The organism is Aeromonas sp. FDAARGOS 1410, assembly GCF_019048745.1.
GTDB lineage: Bacteria > Pseudomonadota > Gammaproteobacteria > Enterobacterales > Aeromonadaceae > Aeromonas > Aeromonas jandaei.
On the sequence record NZ_CP077401.1, the window covers coordinates 812,375 to 830,691 of the forward strand.

At 59.2% G+C, this 18,317-nt stretch carries 14 protein-coding genes, 1 tRNA gene and 1 riboswitch; of the genes, 5 read left to right on the plus strand and 10 right to left on the minus strand.

The features are described from left to right. The first annotated feature begins 3 nt into the window (after positions 1 to 3). Positions 4 to 858, plus strand: coding sequence for a GyrI-like domain-containing protein (locus I6L40_RS03835; protein ID WP_071913265.1), 855 nt, complete (start codon positions 4 to 6; stop codon positions 856 to 858). A gap of 74 nt (positions 859 to 932) precedes the next feature. On the opposite strand, the gene I6L40_RS03840 is transcribed toward I6L40_RS03835, so the two are convergent. Further along, positions 933 to 1,520, minus strand: a complete 588-nt coding sequence (locus I6L40_RS03840; RefSeq protein ID WP_041210085.1) for a superinfection exclusion B family protein — start codon at positions 1,518 to 1,520, stop codon at positions 933 to 935. Positions 1,521 to 1,692: 172 nt separating this feature from the next. Beyond that, positions 1,693 to 1,799: riboswitch (yybP-ykoY riboswitch) on the plus strand. A gap of 88 nt (positions 1,800 to 1,887) precedes the next feature. On the opposite strand from I6L40_RS03840, the gene I6L40_RS03845 reads away from it, so the two are divergent. Next, positions 1,888 to 2,874: a sodium:calcium antiporter gene (locus I6L40_RS03845; protein ID WP_071913267.1), complete on the plus strand. Its 987-nt coding sequence runs from the start codon at positions 1,888 to 1,890 to the stop codon at positions 2,872 to 2,874. A gap of 67 nt (positions 2,875 to 2,941) precedes the next feature. Here the strand turns inward: I6L40_RS03845 and I6L40_RS03850 are convergent, their stop codons facing one another. The 3 genes from I6L40_RS03850 to pepA form a co-directional block, all read right to left on the minus strand. Beyond that, positions 2,942 to 5,794: a valine--tRNA ligase gene (locus I6L40_RS03850; RefSeq protein WP_216995019.1), complete on the minus strand. Its 2,853-nt coding sequence runs from the start codon at positions 5,792 to 5,794 to the stop codon at positions 2,942 to 2,944. Positions 5,795 to 5,859: 65 nt separating this feature from the next. Further along, complete coding sequence (locus tag I6L40_RS03855) at positions 5,860 to 6,315, minus strand: DNA polymerase III subunit chi (RefSeq protein WP_156853806.1); 456 nt, start codon at positions 6,313 to 6,315, stop codon at positions 5,860 to 5,862. A gap of 175 nt (positions 6,316 to 6,490) precedes the next feature. Beyond that, entirely contained in the window at positions 6,491 to 7,999 is a 1,509-nt protein-coding gene (gene pepA / locus I6L40_RS03860; RefSeq protein WP_033115499.1) for a leucyl aminopeptidase, read from the minus strand. A gap of 172 nt (positions 8,000 to 8,171) precedes the next feature. On the opposite strand from pepA, the gene lptF reads away from it, so the two are divergent. Continuing rightward, the gene (lptF, locus tag I6L40_RS03865) at positions 8,172 to 9,284 is read left to right on the plus strand and encodes an LPS export ABC transporter permease LptF (RefSeq protein WP_216995020.1); all 1,113 of its coding nucleotides are present in this window, start codon (positions 8,172 to 8,174) and stop codon (positions 9,282 to 9,284) included. Between the two features lie 25 nt (positions 9,285 to 9,309). Further along, a complete protein-coding gene (gene lptG, locus I6L40_RS03870) occupies positions 9,310 to 10,380 on the plus strand; it encodes an LPS export ABC transporter permease LptG (RefSeq protein WP_033115497.1) in 1,071 nt (356 codons plus the stop codon). Positions 10,381 to 10,441: 61 nt separating this feature from the next. Here the strand turns inward: lptG and I6L40_RS03875 are convergent, their stop codons facing one another. Further along, the gene (locus I6L40_RS03875) at positions 10,442 to 10,975 is read right to left on the minus strand and encodes an RDD family protein (RefSeq protein WP_071913277.1); all 534 of its coding nucleotides are present in this window, start codon (positions 10,973 to 10,975) and stop codon (positions 10,442 to 10,444) included. 143 nt (positions 10,976 to 11,118) lie between these two features. Here I6L40_RS03875 and I6L40_RS03880 point away from each other — a divergent pair. Beyond that, a tRNA-Leu gene (locus I6L40_RS03880) sits at positions 11,119 to 11,204 on the plus strand. Between the two features lie 202 nt (positions 11,205 to 11,406). Here the strand turns inward: I6L40_RS03880 and I6L40_RS03885 are convergent. The 5 genes from I6L40_RS03885 to yjeM form a co-directional block, all read right to left on the minus strand. Further along, on the minus strand, positions 11,407 to 12,030 hold the full coding sequence (locus I6L40_RS03885) for a PepSY-associated TM helix domain-containing protein (RefSeq protein ID WP_041210161.1): 624 nt from the start codon (positions 12,028 to 12,030) through the stop codon (positions 11,407 to 11,409). Positions 12,031 to 12,094: 64 nt separating this feature from the next. Continuing rightward, positions 12,095 to 14,137 (minus strand): TonB-dependent siderophore receptor, encoded by a 2,043-nt coding sequence (locus I6L40_RS03890; RefSeq protein WP_071913279.1) that lies wholly within the window; start codon positions 14,135 to 14,137, stop codon positions 12,095 to 12,097. Positions 14,138 to 14,354: 217 nt separating this feature from the next. After that, a complete protein-coding gene (locus tag I6L40_RS03895; protein WP_216995021.1) occupies positions 14,355 to 15,392 on the minus strand; it encodes an acyltransferase in 1,038 nt (345 codons plus the stop codon). 226 nt (positions 15,393 to 15,618) lie between these two features. Next, on the minus strand, positions 15,619 to 16,521 hold the full coding sequence (locus I6L40_RS03900) for a serine hydrolase (RefSeq protein ID WP_041210094.1): 903 nt from the start codon (positions 16,519 to 16,521) through the stop codon (positions 15,619 to 15,621). Positions 16,522 to 16,756: 235 nt separating this feature from the next. Next, on the minus strand, positions 16,757 to 18,223 hold the full coding sequence (gene yjeM / locus I6L40_RS03905; protein WP_216995022.1) for a glutamate/gamma-aminobutyrate family transporter YjeM: 1,467 nt from the start codon (positions 18,221 to 18,223) through the stop codon (positions 16,757 to 16,759). Between the last annotated feature and the right edge of the window lie 94 nt (positions 18,224 to 18,317).

Genomic DNA, 18,317 nt, shown 5'->3' on the forward strand with positions numbered 1-18,317 from the left:
GATATGGTCGATTATCAGGCCAGATTGCGCCCGGTGATCCGGGCGCTGGAGCAGAATCCCGAGCTTTGTCTCAGCGAGGCGGCTAGCCTCGCCTCACTCTCCAGCTATCACTTTCATCGGGTCTTTACCGCCGTCACCGGTGAAACCCCGGCCGAGATGCAGCGCCGCCTGCGGTTGGCGCGGGCAGCTCGCTCTCTCTGCTACAGTCGTGACCCGATCACCGAGATTGCCTTCTCGGCCGGTTTTGCCAGCTCACAGGCCTTTGCCAAGGCGTTTCGCAAGCAGTTTGCCATGGCGCCGGGGATGTTGCGCCGCCAGCCGTCACTCTTGCAACTGAGCAAGAATGGACACGCGGCTGCCCGGGTCTCTGATTATGCTGAAGGCCGTTCCAGTGAAAGGAGGCTACAGATGAAAACCGAACAGATGGCAGCGCGCACCCTGGCCTATATCCGGGTCACCGGCCCTTACGGCACAGGCTATGAGCCGGTGTGTGACCAGCTCTATCAGTGGGTTGCCGGGTTGGGCTTGGCCGAAGGAGAGTGGATCTTCATCTACCACGACAACCCCGAAGTGACGGCTCCCCAGCAGTGTCGCACCGATATCTGCGTCACCGTGCCGGCGGGCACCAGGGGAAGTGGCAATGTGGAGATCCAGCAGCTGGCGGGCGGCCGCTATGGCCTGTCACGCATGACGGTCACCGATCCGGCCCAGTACCCCGCACTCTGGCAGCAGCATATTGGCGAGGTGGTGGCGGCCGGTTGGGAATTTGACGATCGCCCCTGCTTCGAGCTCTATCACAGCTTTGATCCGGTGACCAAGGTGGCTGATGTGAGCTTCTGCTCCAGCCTGAAGGGCTAGCCAAAAACCAGCGGGATCCTGCAGAAACGAGAGAGCCGGACAGTGTCCGGCTCTTTTTATATCGGTGGGCGTGATTAGCGCTGCAGGCTCTTCTGGGCGAACTTGGGGCGGGCATTCATGATCTGCTCCACCTGCTCGTCGCTCATCTTGCCACGCGACAGCCCCAGCACCTTGTAGGTGAGCAGCGGTCGGGCGGGCAGGGCGATCATCAGGGCGCGGATCTGGTTCTCGTCCTCTTTCTCGCGCGTCGGTTTGCCGTAGGCGTAGGTGAGGACGCCGGCATCCATCAGGTTTTTGACGGCAGGCTCGGTGATCGGCAGGTTTATGACGCTTTTGCGCTGTAGTACGAACTCGCGCAGCACCGCCTTCTCGTTGAAATCGAGGAAGCTGATCATCTGGGCCAGCTGATCCTGCTGGCGGCGTGCCTGCCACTCGTCACAGGCCCACTCCCAGGCGATCAGGAAGCCCTGACTGCAGAAGTAGGAGATGGCGATCAGCATGCCGACACCCAGCCAGGCCGCGTGGGTCGTGGCCCACTGGCTGACGGCACCCTTCATCAGTCCGGCCGGAAACAGCAAAATGATGCTGCAACAGAGCAACAACCAGACCATCATCCAGTTGAGGCGGTTCAGTTGATAGAAATGTTGGATCCACCGTTTCATTGTTCATCCTTCCCAAACTGTTGTGGATAGTGAACTACCTACAGCAATCGGTGTGCCAACAGCGCAATGGCAGCGGGGAGGGGAGGCTGGCGAGGTTACATTCCCTTACAACTTATTGAATGAGTTGTCATTAATTTGCCTTGTGGGGCGGCGGTCGAGTTGGTAAAACGTCCCCTCAGTCATTGGGGAGTAGCAACCCGCCCGCATTCCGGGCCGGGCCCATGTCAACACTCTTGGATCCTCGTATCCATGGCATGGGCGGCGATAGGCACTATCGCTCTGCAAGACCTTTGGCCTCGATATGCACGCCAGCCGGGCGAGCCATGTCGGGTCCATTGGTTACTCTGCTCGCCTGGCGGTATCTATTATGTTGATTACCCTGCTGTTATTTCTCGTCTCTGCGGTCACCATCTACCTTGCCTGCGAATACTTCGTCAACGGCATCGAGTGGACCGGCCACCACTTCAAACTATCCCAAAGCGCCACCGGCTCCCTGCTGGCGGCACTGGGTACGGCGCTGCCCGAGTGTATCGTCACCCTGACCGCTCTGCTGATGGGCAACACGACCGCTCAGCAGGAGATCGGCATCGGTGCCGCCCTCGGCGGGCCACTGGTGCTGGCGACCATCGGCTATGCGGCAGTCGGCCTCACCCTGCTGCTTTGCATGGGGCGTACCGAACGGGCCATCGATGGCGAGGTGCAGCGCGAGATTGGCCGGGATCAGCGCTGGTTTATCGGCATCTTTCTGGTGGCAACCGCGCTGGGGCTGGTCGCTTTCACCGGCAAGAGCTGGCTGGCCCCGCTCTTCCTGCTGGTCTACCTCGTCTATGTAAGGCGCGAGCTGAAACAGGCTGACAGCCACGAAGTCGAATTGCCGGAGCCCCTCAAGCTGGCCCCAGATGCCGGGATCCCGCCCCTTGGCAAGGTGTTGCTGCAGACGCTGGCTGCGTTGGTGGTGGTAGCGCTGGCGGCCCAGCTGTTTGTCCATCAGCTGGAGAGCATGGGCGAGCTATTTGGTCTCTCGCCGGTGCTGGCTGCCCTGCTGTTGAGTCCGGGGGCGACCGAGATGCCGGAGCTGATGAACGTGCTGATCTGGGTGCGGCAGGGGAAGAACCGGTTGGCGCTGGCCAATATCTCCGGGGCCATGATGATCCAGGGCACTATCCCCAAGGCGTTCTGCTTGCTCTTTACCCCCTGGTTGCTGGATGGCGCAATGATGGCCTCCTCGCTGGTGACGCTGTTGGCGGTCGGGTTGCTCTGGTGGGGGTTCAGAAAGGGAACCATGACCGCCGAGCGGCTGGGGCTGGTCGGTCTGCTCTATCTCGGTTTTTTCGGCTGGTTGCTGGTGAGCTGAAGCGGGAAGCGCGGATATGAAAAAGCCCCCTTGGCAGGGGGCTTTGTTGTATCGGTTGGGGCGGTGCTTACAGCGCGGCGATCTCGGCCTGCTGGGCTTCCAGCTTGGTCAGCTGGAGACGGTAATCTTCCAGCTTCTCGCGCTCTTTGGCGATGACCGCTTCCGGCGCCTTGGCGACGAAGGCTTCGTTGCCAAGCTTGCCTTCGATCCGGCCGCACTCGCCCACCAGACGGGCAACCTCTTTGGCCAGACGGGCCAGTTCGGCGTCCTTGTCGATGAGACCGGCCATCGGGATCATCAGCTCGGTCGCACCGATCAGCTTCTTCACTGACAGCGGGGCGGTTTCACCGTCCGCCAGTACGCGGATGGACTCCAGACGGGCCAGCGACTTGAGGAAGGCCTCGTTGTCAGCGGCGCGCTGGGCATCCTTGGCATCGCACTGGAGCAGTACGTTGAGAGGTACGCTCGGCGCCACGTTCATCTCGGCGCGGATGTTGCGGATGCTGACGATGAACTCCTTCACCCACTCCTGATCCGCCATCGCGGCTTCGTCCACCTTGGCGGCGTCGAACTCCGGGAAGGCCTGAATCATGATGGTATCGGCGTGTACGCCAGCCAGCGGGGCGACCGATTTCCAGATGGTCTCGGTGATGAACGGGATGATCGGGTGCGCCAGACGCAGCAGGGTTTCCAGCACGGTCACCAGGGTATGGCGGGCAGCGCGCTGCTCGGCCTCGGAACCCTTGGTCAGCACCGGCTTGGTCAGCTCCAGATACCAGTCACAGAACTGGTTCCAGATAAATTCGTACAGCACGCCAGCCGCGATGTCGAAGCGGTAGGTATCGAGGGCGGTACGGAAGTCACGGATGGCCACTTGCAGCTGGGACTGGATCCAGCGATCCGCCAGACTGAACTGCATTTCGCCACCGGCAAAACCGCAGTCCTGATCTTCGGTGTTCATCAGCACATAGCGGGAGGCGTTCCACAGCTTGTTGCAGAAGTTGTTGTAGCCGTCCAGGCGCTTCATGTCCCAGTTGATGTCACGACCGGTAGAGGCCAGCGCTGCCAGCGTGAAGCGCAGGGCGTCGGTACCGTGAGCATCGATCCCTTCCGGGAACTGCTTGGCGGTACGTTTGGCGATCTTCTCGGCCATCTGCGGCTGCATCATGTTGCCGGTGCGCTTCTCCAGCAGATCTTCCAGCGAGATGCCGTCGATCATGTCGAGCGGGTCCAGCACGTTGCCCTTGGACTTGGACATCTTCTGGCCCTCTTCGTCACGGATAAGGCCAGTGATGTAGACGGTCTTGAACGGGACTTGCGGCTGGCCGTTTTCGTCCTTGATGAAGTGCATGGTCATCATGATCATCCGGGCAATCCAGAAGAAGATGATGTCGAAGCCGCTCATCAGCACGTCGGTCGGGTGGAAGGTCTTGAGTGCCTCGGTGTTGTTCGGCCAGCCCAGGGTGGAGAAGGTCCACAGAGCGGAGCTGAACCAGGTGTCGAGCACGTCTTCGTCCTGACGCAGGGTGGTCACGGACGGGATGCTGTGCTTGGCACGCACTTCATCTTCGCTGCGGCCCACGTAGACATTGCCGGCGTCGTCATACCATGCCGGGATGCGGTGACCCCACCACAGCTGACGGGAGACGCACCAGTCCTGAATGTCGCGCATCCAGGAGAAGTACATGTTTTCGTACTGTTTCGGCACGAACTGGATGCGGCCATCTTCCACCGCTTCGATGGCAGTCTTGGCCATCGGTGCCACGCGCACGTACCACTGGTCGGTCAGCATCGGCTCGATGGGCACGCCACCGCGATCGCCGTACGGCTGTTGCAGTATGTGATCCTTGATCTCGTCCAGCAGACCCAGCTCTTCGAGCTTGGCCAGAATCGCTTTACGGGCGGCGAAACGCTCCAGACCGGCGAATTCGCTCGGCAGAGCTGCATCGTAGGCGGTGCTCGGGTTGCCGTTGGTATCGACCACTTCGGCCTCGGCACGCACGTGGGCGTCCAGGGTGAAGATGTTGATCATCGGCAGGCTGTGGCGCTTGCCCACTTCGTTATCGTTGAAGTCGTGGGCCGGGGTGATCTTCACGCAACCGGTGCCCTTCTCCATGTCGGCGTGTTCGTCGGCGACGATGGGGATCAGACGGTTCACCAACGGCAGCAGGATGTGCTGGCCGATCAGCGCCTTGTAGCGCGGGTCTCCCGGGTTCACGGCCACGGCGGTATCGCCCAGCATGGTCTCCGGACGGGTGGTGGCGACGATCAGGTAATCCTTGCCTTCGGCAGTCTTGGCGCCGTTGGCCAGCGGATAGCGAAGGTGCCACATGTGGCCCTTGATCTCGCGGTTTTCCACTTCCAGATCGGAGATGGCGGTGTTGAGTTTCGGATCCCAGTTCACCAGACGCTTGCCGCGGTACATCAGGCCATCTTCGTAGAGACGGACGAACACTTCCTGCACAGCGGCGGAGAGACCCTCATCCATGGTGAAGCGCTCGCACTCCCAATCCACGGAGTCGCCCAGACGGCGCATCTGGCGGGTGATGGTACCGCCGGACTCTTCCTTCCACTGCCAAATCTTGTCGATGAAGGCATCACGGCCGTAATCGTGGCGAGTTTTGCCCTCTTCTGCGGCGATCTTGCGCTCAACCACCATCTGGGTGGCGATACCGGCGTGGTCGGTACCTGCCTGCCACAGGGTGTTCTTGCCCTGCATGCGGTTGTAGCGGATCAGGGTATCCATCAGGGTTTGCTGGAAGGCGTGACCCATGTGCAGGCTGCCGGTGACGTTCGGCGGCGGGATCATGATGCAGAAGGAGTCTTTGCTGGTGTCGCCGTGGGGCTTGAAGTAGCCCTGAGCTTCCCAGTGCTGGTAGAGCGCCTGTTCGATGGCGTTGTGATTAAAAGTCTTTTCCATGGTCTCGCCGTAATCTGGATGGATGGATTCTGGTGTTGATTCGTCGTGGATCACAGGCGGCGCAGTCAGGGCTGCGCCAGATCCGGTGCGGCAAGGACGGGCTGATCCCTCATCTCGAGGGCATGGCCTGCCTGGCGATAGTGCTTGTAGCGCTCGCGGGCTTGCTGCTTTTGTGTTTCGTCAGTGGGGACAAAATCTACCACTTGAGCGAAGTGTCCTGCAAACAAAGGTGTCTGTTTGGCCAGATTGATGAGGCGGGCGTAGCGCCGGCGTGGCGGCTGGTGGCCGATCTCCACCGGTGCCTGGCCGCTTTCTCCCTGCAGCTGGTGTGGCACGAAGCGCTCCGGCGGCAGCTGCCACAGCAGCTCGTCGAGGCGCAGAGCCTGAGCCTCATCGTCGCAGAACAGGTAGATATGGCCCGCACCCCAGCTATCGGCTACGAGCTGGCAGGCGAGCCGTTCGATGGCCGACGCCTGCGTGTCATCCTGTTCGCTCATCAGGTAAAAGGTCACTTGGCTCATCAGGTTGATCCCGTGTTGCAGTGACGGACTATTGACCGCCTCATGAGGCTCGCGGGGTGTTTCTCCGCTCACAACTCACTGATTCAAGAATGAAACAAGGAAGAGGCGGGCCTCTTCCTTGTGATTCAGGGTAACGCCAACCCCGTTGATGCACGCATCCGACAGGGTGGGAGAGTTACTCTTTCTCTTCGATATCCACGCCAGCCCGGTTCAGCAGGAACTGGGTCAGCAGGGGCACCGGACGACCGGTGGAGCCTTTATCCTTGCCACTCTTCCAGGCGGTCCCGGCGATATCCAGGTGGGCCCAGTTGTACTTCTTGGTGAAGCGTGACAGGAAGGCGGCCGCAGTAATGGTACCGGCCGGACGACCGCCGATGTTGGCCATGTCGGCGAACGGGCTGTCGATCTGCTCCTGATACTCGTCGAACAGCGGCAGACGCCATGCGCGATCACCCGCCTGCTCGGAGGCGTTGAGCAGCTCGTGGGCCAGCGGGTTGTGGTTGGCCAGCAGACCCGAGGTGTGGTGACCCAGCGCGATGACGCAGGCACCGGTCAGGGTTGCCACGTCGATCACGGTATCCGGCTCGAAGCGGTCCACATAGGTCAGTGCATCGCACAGCACCAGACGACCTTCCGCATCGGTGTTGAGCACTTCGATGGTCTGGCCGGACATGGAGGTGAGGATGTCACCCGGACGATAGGCGTTGCCACCCGGCATGTTCTCGCAGCCTGCCAGCACGCCAACCACGTTGATCGGCAATTGCAACAGGGCCAGCGCATGCATGGTACCGAGCACGGAGGCGGCGCCACCCATGTCGTACTTCATCTCGTCCATGCCGTCGGCCGGTTTGATGGAGATGCCGCCGGAATCAAAGGTCAGACCCTTGCCAACCAGCACGATGGGCTTGGCATCCGGATGACCCTTGTACTCGATGATGGCCATCATGGCTTCGTTGTCGGAGCCGCGAGCCACCGCCAGATAGGAGTTCATGCCGAGCTCGGCCATCTCCTGCTCACCCACCACCTTGGTGGTGATGTTGTCGTAGGCATCGGCCAGACGACGGGCCTGAGAGGCGAGATAGGCAGGATTGCAGACGTTGGGCGGCATGTTGGCCACGTCGCGGCAGACCCGCACACCCTTGGCCACAGCCAGACCGTGAGCGATGGCTTTTTCACCAATGGTCAGTTCCCGACGCGTCGGCACGTTGAATACCAGCTTGCGCAGCGGGCGACGTGGCTCGGCCTTGTTGGTCTTGAACTGGTCAAAGCTGTAGAGGCCCGCCTTGGTGGTTTCTACCGCCTGACGCACCTTCCAATAGGTATCCCGACCCTTGACGTGCAGCTCGGTCAGGAAGCAGACCGCTTCCATGGAGCCGGTTTCGTTCAGGGTGGTGATGGTCTTGTTGATGATCTGCTTGTACTGGCGTTCGTCGAGTTCCCGCTCCTTGCCGCATCCGACCAGCAGTACGCGCTCGCTGAGCACGCCCGGTACTTGATGCAGCAGCAGCATCTGACCTGGTTTCCCTTCCAGGTCGCCACGGCGCAGCAGCGAACTGATATAGCCATCGCTGATCTTGTCCAGTTGTTCGGCAACCGGAGAGAGGCGACGAGGCTCAAATACGCCGACTACGACGCAGGCGCTCCGTTGCTTCTCAGGACTGCCACTCTTTACACTGAACTCCATGGAATCTCCTACATCCTAAAGACAAAAGGCACCTTTTATTGAATAATGCGGTGCTTGTTGGGGTATCAGAGGCGGAGCGAACAGCCACTGGCTCCGCAGTTTAAACTGGTAAAAATCCAATATACGGCCCTATTTTTCAGGCATTCGACTAAAAACACAAGTTTACTTGGGAATGACTGTGATCGTTTTCCGATATTTGTTCAGGGAAACCCTGAAAACCCAGCTGGCAGTGTTATTCGTGTTGCTGCTTATCTTTGTCAGCCAGCAATTTATCCAGATTATTGGCGACGCTGCCGACGGCGAGGTACCGACACGTCTGGTCTCTACCCTGTTGCTGCTCAACCTGCCCAACATGGCGTTGTTGATGCTGCCAATCAGCCTGTTTTTGGCCATCTTGTTCGCTCACGGGCGCCTCTATGCCGAAAGCGAGATGACGGTGATGCATGCGGTTGGTTTCAGCCACCGTTTCGTGATGCGCAATGCCATGTTTCTGGCGCTGCTCACCGCCGCTGTCGCAGCCTTCAATACTGGCTGGATCGCCCCGCAGGCGAAGGAGCGCGAGTATCAGGTGATCGACGAGTTCAAGGCTGATCCCGGTATCTCCTTCCTGCAGGCGGGTCGCTTTATGGAGCTCGACAAGGGGCGTCTGGTTGCCTACATCCAGGATTTGAATGATAACGGCTCCAAACTGCACAAAATCTTCGTGCTGCAGCGACCCGAAGGGAACAATCCTCCCTCTGTGGTGGTGGCATCCGAAGGGGTGGTGACGGTTGATGCCAACGGTTTGCAGTGGCTGACCCTGACCGATGGCTCCCGTTACGAGGGCAACTTCTCCGGCAAGCAGTTCCAGGTCTCCGATTTTCGCGAGTACGGCCTGATCATTCGCCAGCAGGAGATGGAGCGCTCCAACCGCAAGGCGGCAGCCAAACCGACCATCGAACTTTTCGGTACCCAGGACAACTCCATGATGGCGGAGCTGCAGTGGCGTCTCTCGTTGCCGCTTTCGATTCCGGTGCTGACCCTGCTGGTGGTGCCGCTGGCGCGGGTCAATCCCCGTCAGGGCCGTTACGCCAAGCTGCTGCCTGCCATCATGCTCTATCTCTCTTACTTCCTGCTGCTCAGCGCCGCCCGTTCGGCCATCGACAGCGGCCGGTTGCCCTACTGGCCGGGGATGTTCCTGGTTCCGCTCGGTTACCTGCTTTTCATCGGTTTGCCCCTCAACCTGCAGGGCTCCAGCTGGTGGAACGGGGTGAAAGGGCGTTATTTCAACAGAAAATCAGCATGATGCTGCAACATAGGAACTTCTGCTGATGTTTGGCATTCTCGACAGATATATCGGCCGGGTCATCTTTATGTCGATCCTGCTGTGTGAGATCACGCTGGTTGGCCTTGCGGGTCTTATCAAGTACGTGGAGCAGCTGCGCTCGGTCGGTGAGGGCAACTACGACATGATCAATGCCCTCTACTATGTGCTGCTTTCGATGCCGAAAGAGGCAGTACTCTTCTTCCCGCTGGCGGCCCTTCTGGGTGGCCTGATCGGTCTGGGTCAGCTGGCGACCAGCTCCGAGCTGGTGGTGATGCAGGCGGCGGGCCGCTCCAAGATCAGTATCGTGATGGCAGCGCTCAAGACTGCGATCCCGTTGATGATCCTGGTGTTGCTAATGGGGGAGTATGTGGCCCCCGTTGCCAAGCGAATGGCGGATGATATTCGTGCCGGCGCTATTTCAGAAGGGCGGTTGACCGTCTCCGCCTACGGGGTGTGGGCTCGCGATGGCAACAACTTCGTCAATATCAACGGGGTGCGCAACGATGGCGCGCTGACCGGTATCACCCTCTACCGCTTTACCCCCGAGCGCAAGATGATCGATGTGGTTCAGGCGCAGGAGGGGACGTTTGAACAGCACCACTGGCTGCTCAAGCAGGTACAGGTCACCCGCTTTGATGATCCGACCCGGGTGCAGAGCGAACAGCATGCCCAGATGGAGTGGAGCTCCGAACTGACACCCAAACAGCTTGGGGTGGTGAGTATCGATCCGGAGAACCTTTCGATCTCCGGCCTGCGCGACTACATCGGCTATCTGGACGCCAACAAGCAGGATGCCGGCCGCTACAAGCTGGAGATGTGGCGCAAGTTGCTGGCCCCCCTCTCGGTGGTGGCCATGATCCTGCTGGCATCCTCGTTTATCTTTGGCCCGCTGCGCTCGGTGAGCATGGGCGCGCGGATGCTGATGGGGATCATGACCGGCTTTGCTGTCTACGTGAGTGATCGGGTATTTGGCCCCGTTACGCTGGTCTACTCGGTTCCCCCGATCCTGGCGGCGATTGCCCCCAGCCTGCTTTTTGGTGGCATATCGCTTTATATCCTCGGCCGCAAACAGTAGTGGTTCTGGAATGTAAAAAGGGCACCTTTCGGTGCCCTTTTTCGTTCCTGTCGAGCAAGGCTTACTTGTTCAGCAGATCCAGATTTTCCTGTTTGCTCAATACCACGACCTGGCACTCAGCCCAGATATCCTGAAACGCGCGCGGTGCCTTGCGATTAAAGAGGCACATCAGATTGCCAAGGCCGAAGGCGGCTGTGGCGAGCCGGATCAGCGCCTGAGTGATGCGGATATTGCTGCCATCTTCGTTCTGGATGCGCAGCCGCCAGGCCCGCATGCCGATGGTTTGGCCGGCGCGAGTCCAGAACCAGGTGTAGAAACCGCAGATGACAAAGGCGAGCCACAGGGTATAGATCAGGCTCAGGGGATGGCGGGTCAGCAACCAGACGGTATCTTCACCCGCCGGCACGCTGGCCATGCCGGTGACCAGCAGCAGCTTGGCGACGCCCATGCCGATAAAACCGGCAATGACGAGCAGCGAAGTGACGACCAGATAGTCGTAGATGAGGGCTCCCAGGCGACGCAGCAGACCTGCTGACGGGTGTTGCTCTGCCGCAGGCTTGGAGGGGGTTTGTTGGACTTTTTTATGCTTGGCCATCTTTTTTATTCCATTAAAAGGATGGCGGCATTCTATGTAACTGATCCGGTGTCGGCAAGGCGTTGAATAAATGAACAAACAGGAGTGTTCAATCGAAAAACACCTTGCATGGCCTCGCGCCATTCGTATAATCCCTCGCAGTTGCCCGGGTGGCGAAATCGGTAGACGCAGCGGATTCAAAATCCGCCGGTGAATAACCGTGTCGGTTCGAGTCCGACCCCGGGCACCATCAAATTCATGACAAAAGGCCATCAGCAATGATGGCCTTTTGTTTTTTCCGCTTTTTATTTCTCGGCGCTCTGCATGGCTGGAGCGGCTTTTTCCTCTTTTAACTCGCCCGCTTATCCCTCTCTTTTCTTGCCGCCAGAAAGCTTCTTTTTATGCCAGTATTCCGCCCGTTCGAGCGTAATAGCCTGTTATGAAAAAGAAACTTATCCCCACAGGGCAAATAGCAAGGTGCCAAAAGCACCGCCAAAGAGCATCAGGGCGACGGCTTTGGGTGAGCCGTGCAGCTTGGTCCACATAAAGAGGCTGGTGAGGGCGAGCAACAGTAGTGCCAGCGCGGCGAGATCGCCAAACAGTTGCCAACCAAGGCCAGTTCCCATGCCGCGATGCAGCCGGTTGAGGCTGGCGGCAAAGTTCGCCTGCTGCAAGTCGGTGCGTACCAGCAGGGTGCCTTCCACATAGCTGGCGGCCACGCTGTGGGTGAGGGTGACGCCACGCATCTCCCAGCGGGCGGGCAGGGTGAGTTCACCGGATGGTGTCGGCAGTCGCTGGGCTGGGGTGATCATGGCACGCCCATCCTCGAATCCGTCCGCGTAGCGTTGCTGCAGCAGACTCTTCAGCTCATCGGGGCTGGCCAGCGGTGCGGCCAGCGCTATCTCTTCGCTCGACTTGACGGTATGGGGGCCGGGTAGCGGCAATACGGCTCTGTGCTGCAACCAGAGCCCGGTAATGCCATAGAGCAGCATCAGGGTAAGGGTGAAAAATCCGGCCCAGGCGTGGAGGCGGCGCACCCATTTGTTGTTGTGAAGGGGAATTCTTTTGCGTTTCATCATCTGTGTTTCATAAAAAACTGGCCAGCAAGGGCTGGCCAGTGAGGATGGTCGGTTACAGGGTTCAGAAGCGGTAGCTGCCGGTCAGCATCAGCTGACGGGGCGTTCCCGGCATGATCTGGGTGACGCCGGTGGCGCTGACGAAATACTCGTGGTCGGTCAGGTTCTCCGCGCTCAGCTCGGCTTCCCACTGCTGCCAGCGGTAACCGGCACGGGCATCGAAGCGGGCGTAGCCGGGCAACACTGTGGTGTTGGCGTTGTCGGCAAAGCGATCGCCCACCGCAGTCATTCCCGCCTCGCCAAACCAGCCCTGCTTGCCGCTCTGGTAACCGGCAAACAGCTGGCCATTCTGGCGAGAGACGTTCATCGGCCGTTTGCCCTGCAGATCGGCATCCGCCTTGACCTGCTCGGCATCCTGAATGGCGATACCGCCACGCAGATAGAGCTCGTCGGTCAGCTGGGCGCGGGCGCTCAGCTCGACCCCGTCGGTACGCTGCAATCCGGTCAGGATCACCTTGGTGGGATCCAGCGGATCCTTGCTACGCTTGTTGTACATCTCCAGCCGGTAGACAGAGAGAGTGGTCGCCAGCCGGCCATTCAGCCAGTCGCTCTTGACGCCCCCTTCGTAGAGACGGGTGTGCTGCGGTTCCAGATGGTTGTTGGGATCTCCCGGAGTGAACCCGATCAGCTCGCCGCCCACCGGGGTAAAGGTCTTGCTGTAGGAGGCGTAGAACGCATGCTCCTCAAGGGGATTCCATACCAGGCCGAGGCGCGGGCTCAGGCTGGTGACCGAAAGGGTCTCCTCCTTGTTGAGGTCGTTGCGGCGGCTGGTGACGGTGAAGTCGTCGCGACGCAGCCCACCCACCAGATGCCAGTCGCCCAGGCTGAGCTGATCCTGCAGATAGATGCCGTTACCACGTACCTTGTGGTTGGCATCGCTGGATAGCTTCATCGGGCCGTTGTAGCTGGGCAGCGAACCCGGGTCATAGAGGTTGCCGGGTGCAATGGGGGCGGCATTCTGATAGAGCTTGGGCGTGCGTGCCTGCCAATCCTGTTCCAAACCTATGAGCAGACGATGCTCGACGGGGCCGCTTTGCAGCTGACCTTCTACCTCGGTGTTGCTGATCAGGTTTTTGGCCTTCAAATCCTGCTGCCAGCGAGAGCGGGTTACCTTGTCCCCTTTCACGCTGGTGACATAGGTGTTGTCGAACTGGCTGTCGAGGGTGGTGTAAGCGAGCTGCTGGCGCAGTTGCCACTGATCGTTGATATCACAGGAGAGGCGGGAGCGGGTCGACTGCGCCACATCGTCGATGAAGTCGCGGCTGGTGTCGCTGTAAACATACTCTCGTGGCACATCTGCCGGTCGGCCATTGACGCCGGGAATACCGCGATCCGGCATACGGTTGTGCTCGTTGCGCTCGAACTGCACCAGCCAGTTGAGGCTGTCGCTGATCTCCCAGTTGGCTGATGGTGCCAGCAGGGTGCGCTTGCCGGTTACTCCGTTGCGGAAACTCCCTTTGTCCTCCTGCGCCATGTTGAGGCGCAGTTGCAGCTGCTCGCTCGCTTCACCATTGAGGTCTGCGGCCAGCCGCTGAGTGTCGAAACTGCCAACCCGGGCTGTGACGCTGGAGGCTTGTCCCTTTTGCGGTGTCTTGCTGACCCGGTTCACTATGCCACCCGTGCTGCCACGGCCGTAGAGCACGGCTGCCGGCCCTTTCAATACCTCGACCCGCTCGATATTGCCGAGATCGCGGGTGTACTGCATGTCATCGCGAAATCCGTCGAGATAGAAGTCGTTGCTGGCGCTGAAGCCGCGGATATTGACCCCGTCGAAGCGGGTATCACCGCTGGCGTTGACCCCGGGAATGCCGGCCAGCGCTTCGCTCAGGGTGGGTTGGCCGAAGGCAGTCAGCTCGCTTGCCTTGACGCTGTCGATGGCTTGCGGCACCAGTTTTGCCGGCGTGCTGGTGCGGGTCGCTGTCGCGACCTCCTCGTGCTGGCTGCGCTTGCCGACGACCGTCATGGTTTCATCGGCTGCCTGGGCGTGAAGGGCTGTACCGCACAGTGCCAGCGAGATGAGGGTTCTGCGAAAGTGAGGGTGCTGCATATTCAATTTGACTCTTGAAGGTGCGGCCTGATGGCCTGAACTTGTTGATTTAATTGTAATTAGTATCCGACCCGAAAAAATCGGGATGCCAATGATATTGATTTTCATTTGTATGGCAAGGCGAAAATGGAGGTGTGTAGAGGAAGATAAGCGCGGGTGATTGGGTGGCGAGTTGTGCGAGGAGACTGGCCCGCAAGGGGCGGGCCGGAGAACGGAATTACTGGGTACGCAGCAACCAGCGGGTCGCAGGCAAGGTAGCCAGCAGGCGATAAGCAAGCAGAGAGGCACCCAGCAGCAGTGGCACCTTGACCAACTCCCATAGAATGGAAGCGCTCTGTGGGCCAAAGGTGAAGATCCATACCACCAGCATCATGTGCAGACAGTAAAGGCCCAGCACCTTGGGGGATTGGCGGGCGAGCCAGCTTCCCTTGCCCCAGTCAGGATGGGCCAGCAACAGGCCAAAGAGGCCGACAGCCCAGGGTACGGAACCGAGCAGAAAATCGTGGCGAGTCAGCGGGATACCGGCAAAAGCGCGCAGAACGCAGGCTTCCAGCCCATAGAGCGCGAGGCCACCCAGCAGTAGCCACCATCCGCTGCGGGCCGACGGTTGCCACTGCTGCTGTCGCAAGCGGGCCCCCATCGCCACAAACAGCAGGGAGAAGAAGGGGCCGTTGCGGGTGAGCAATAGCCACTCCTCTCCCAGCAATGGCTTGGCATAGGAACCACCGAGCAGCGCCAGCAGGTAGAGCCCGGCACCCAGCATGAGGGCGAATCCCGGCTTGCCAAGCCACTGGCAAAACGCCTGCAGAGTGACCGCCAGGATCAGTGCCGGCAGAAACCAGAGGTGGATCATGCCGCCGACCAGCCAGCGATTGACGGTATCTCCGAGCTGGAACTGCCACTGTGCGTTGAGGGAGTTCAGATAACCCTGTTCGATGGCATTCAGCGGATTCAAGGGCACCAGCAGGTAGACGAGGCTCCAGACCAGCCAGAGCTGGAGCATGGGGCGGCAGTAACGCCATGCCACGCTCATCGGTGCTCCAGCACTCAGCTTGGGTTGCAGAAAGTAGCCGGCACAGAGGAAAAACAGCGGTACGGCAAAGCGGCAGAGCTGGTTGATGATGCCGCTGAGCCAGAGGTAGCTCTCGCTACCCCACAGCGTGGAGTCGAAGGGGTGAGCGAAAGGGGATACGTGAATGGTCATCACGGCCAATATGGCTATTACCCGCCCACACTCGATACTGGATATGCGCATATTGCTGGCTCGAGGTTACAGGGTTGAGCCAGCACGCTAAAAGTGTGGTGTTTGATTTACAACTCATTGATTCCGTTAATGTGAATCACTCTATTGAGCGGTTACATTTCGTAACGGGGTGGCGGAGAGGGTTACTTTAGGTGTGATCTGGCCCCCATTTGCGATGGCCATGGCCAGCATGAAAAAAGCGAGGCAGGAGCCTCGCTTTTTTAGTTTGCAGAGTTGATTACTCGCGCAACATGGCGCTCTGGTTGGCTGCCAGGGTTGTTCTGCCAGAGCTCTCCAGCCAGGTCTTGATCCGCTTGGCATCGGCCACCCGGTCGTTGGTGGTTTCGGCGTTCAGCAGCACCATGATCACCGGCTCGTTGTTCACTCTGGTACCCAGCACCAGACAACGGCCTGCTTCGCGGATATAGCCGGTTTTGGAGAGGGTAAATTCCCACTGACCCTCGCGTACCAGCCGGTTGGAGTTGCGATAGTGAAGCTGGCTCTTGTTGGTTCGCACATAGCTCTGATCGTCGGTGGAGTATTGGCGGATCAGTGGATAGGCAGCAGCGGCAGCTGCAAGCTTGGCCAAGTCCTGAGCGGTAGAGACATTGCGCGGGTTGAGGCCGGTGCTGTCGGCATAGTGGGTGTTCCACATCCCCAGCATGCGAGCCTTGGCATTCATCGCCTCGACGAAGGCGCGCAGACCGCCCGGGTAGTTGCGTCCCAGCGCAGAGGCGGCGCGGTTTTCCGACGACATCAGGGCGATATGGAGCATCTCGGCCCGGCTCAGTTTCGAACCGATGGCCAGACGTGAACCTGTGCCCTTGATACGATCAACATCCGCATTGGTGACGGTGAGGGTTTCATTGAGGCGCTGGTTGGCGTCCAGTACCACCAGCGCGGTCATCAGCTTGGTGAGAGAGGCGATGGGCATCACCCGATTGCCGTTGTGCTCGGAGAGCACTTCGCCGGTTCTGTGGTTGGCGACCACGAAAGCGGCCGAATTGAGGTTGGGAATATCCCTTCGCTCCAGAAAGCTGTGATTGCTGCTGGCGGAAAAGGGGTTGGCGTGGGCACTGTCCATAGCGGCCGGCAGCATTACTGCGCCAAGCAACAGGGGGAGAAGGGAACGCATCATCATGATCTGCTCTACCGGACAAAAAACAGGGATATCTCGGTAAGTTATATGTCGTGAATTGGCGCTTCACAATGATTCTCACCTTGATATTGATAATTTGCTGCGTTGTAACCGTTAAGGCCCTGATCTGAGTATCCAAAAAGGTCTCTTTGAAGTCTTTTAACAGGCCGTTTTAGCTGATGTTAAAGGAAAAAACGGGGCCCGAAGGCCCCGCTGACTATCAGGATGAAATAGCCGATCAGTGGGCATCTTCCTGCTTGATTTTGAACCGCATGGCGATGATGACGAACAGTACCGGACCTATGATGGTCCAGACGCCGGTCGAGATGTCACCGGAGATAAAGGGGGCGACCACGGTAAAGACGTTGCCGAATGCCACCAGGATCAGGCTGACGATGGTGGCCAGCAGTACCGAGCCCGAACTCTTGAAGAAGATCAGATCCTTCTCCAGTGCCGGGTTGTGACGATAGCGATACCAGGCGTAGATGAGGAACATGTAGGGCAGGGTCATGCCGACGTTGGTCATGGTGATGATCAGTTCATAGAGGGCGGCAGCCCCTTCCGGGTTGATCAGAGTGAAGATGGATTTGGCCGCGATGAAGATGCAGACCACCCAGGCCTGAACCTTGAGGGCCTCGACGCGAACGCCATTCTGGTTTTCACGCTGGAAGCGCTCCGGCCAGAAGTAGCTGGGGGTGCCGGTGATAAACTGGCGCAGCGGTGCGTAGGAGAGGGCGATGAAGGCGCCCAGATAGCTCAGGAACATGCCAAGGCCGGCAAAGCGCATGAAGATCTGGCCCAGCCACTCGCCACCCAGATGACGACCCAGCTCCAGCATGATGATGAAGAGAGCTGAGAGGGAGGTGATCCCCTCGGCCGGGAAATTGCTCCAGCGCATGATGGAGCCGACCGCCAGAAAGCCGATGATGTAGCAGAGCACGATGAAGGCGCCAGAGAGGAAGATGCCGCGCTTGAGATCGCGCTCGGGATCTTCCAGTTCGTCAGCCACACCGGCCATCGCTTCGACACCGCCGTAGGCGAAGATGGCGAATACCATGAAGCCGAGGAAGGGGATGATGTCGTTGAAGGCGGCATTGGGAGAAGAGGTCAGCGATGCCTCGGTGAAGGGCTCCTGCAGAGTCATGCCGCTCACGGCGAAGGTCAGGACGCCGCCAACCAGCAACAGCACGTTGAGGGCTACGACGGAGAGGCCGCCGATGGCCGCTACCTTGGCGAAGCGAGCGCTGCCGAAGGTGATGAGTTTGGTCACAATGGCCACCAGTGCGATGGCGACGACGCCCAGAATGAAGGGGCCAAAGTCGATACCGGTGCCCAGGGTGACCGGGATAACAGTGATGTCGCGGCCAAACAGCATGAAGGAGAGGGGCACCCACATGGAGAGCGCCTTGCCGAACATCCAGATGACGTAGGAGGCGAACCACATGGTCAGCCCGATAAAGGCGTAACGGGTCGAGACCGAGTGGCGCATCCAGGTAAAGATGCCGCCAGCCTCTTTGCGAAAACCGGTACCGAACTCAATCATCATCAAGATGAAGGGGATGAAAAAGAACAGACCGCCGACCACGAACATCGGAATGGCGGCATATCCCATGCGGTAGAAACCGATCCCGATATTAGTAACGCCAAATACCGATGTGAGTATCATCAATATAAAGGCTCCCAATTTCAGCTTTTTTGCTGACATATAAAACTCCCTGCTGGTGCAGCATTTTAAATAATCAAAAATTAAACATATCAAGCGGGATAAATTAATTATCCGGAGTGCATCAGCCTGTCGC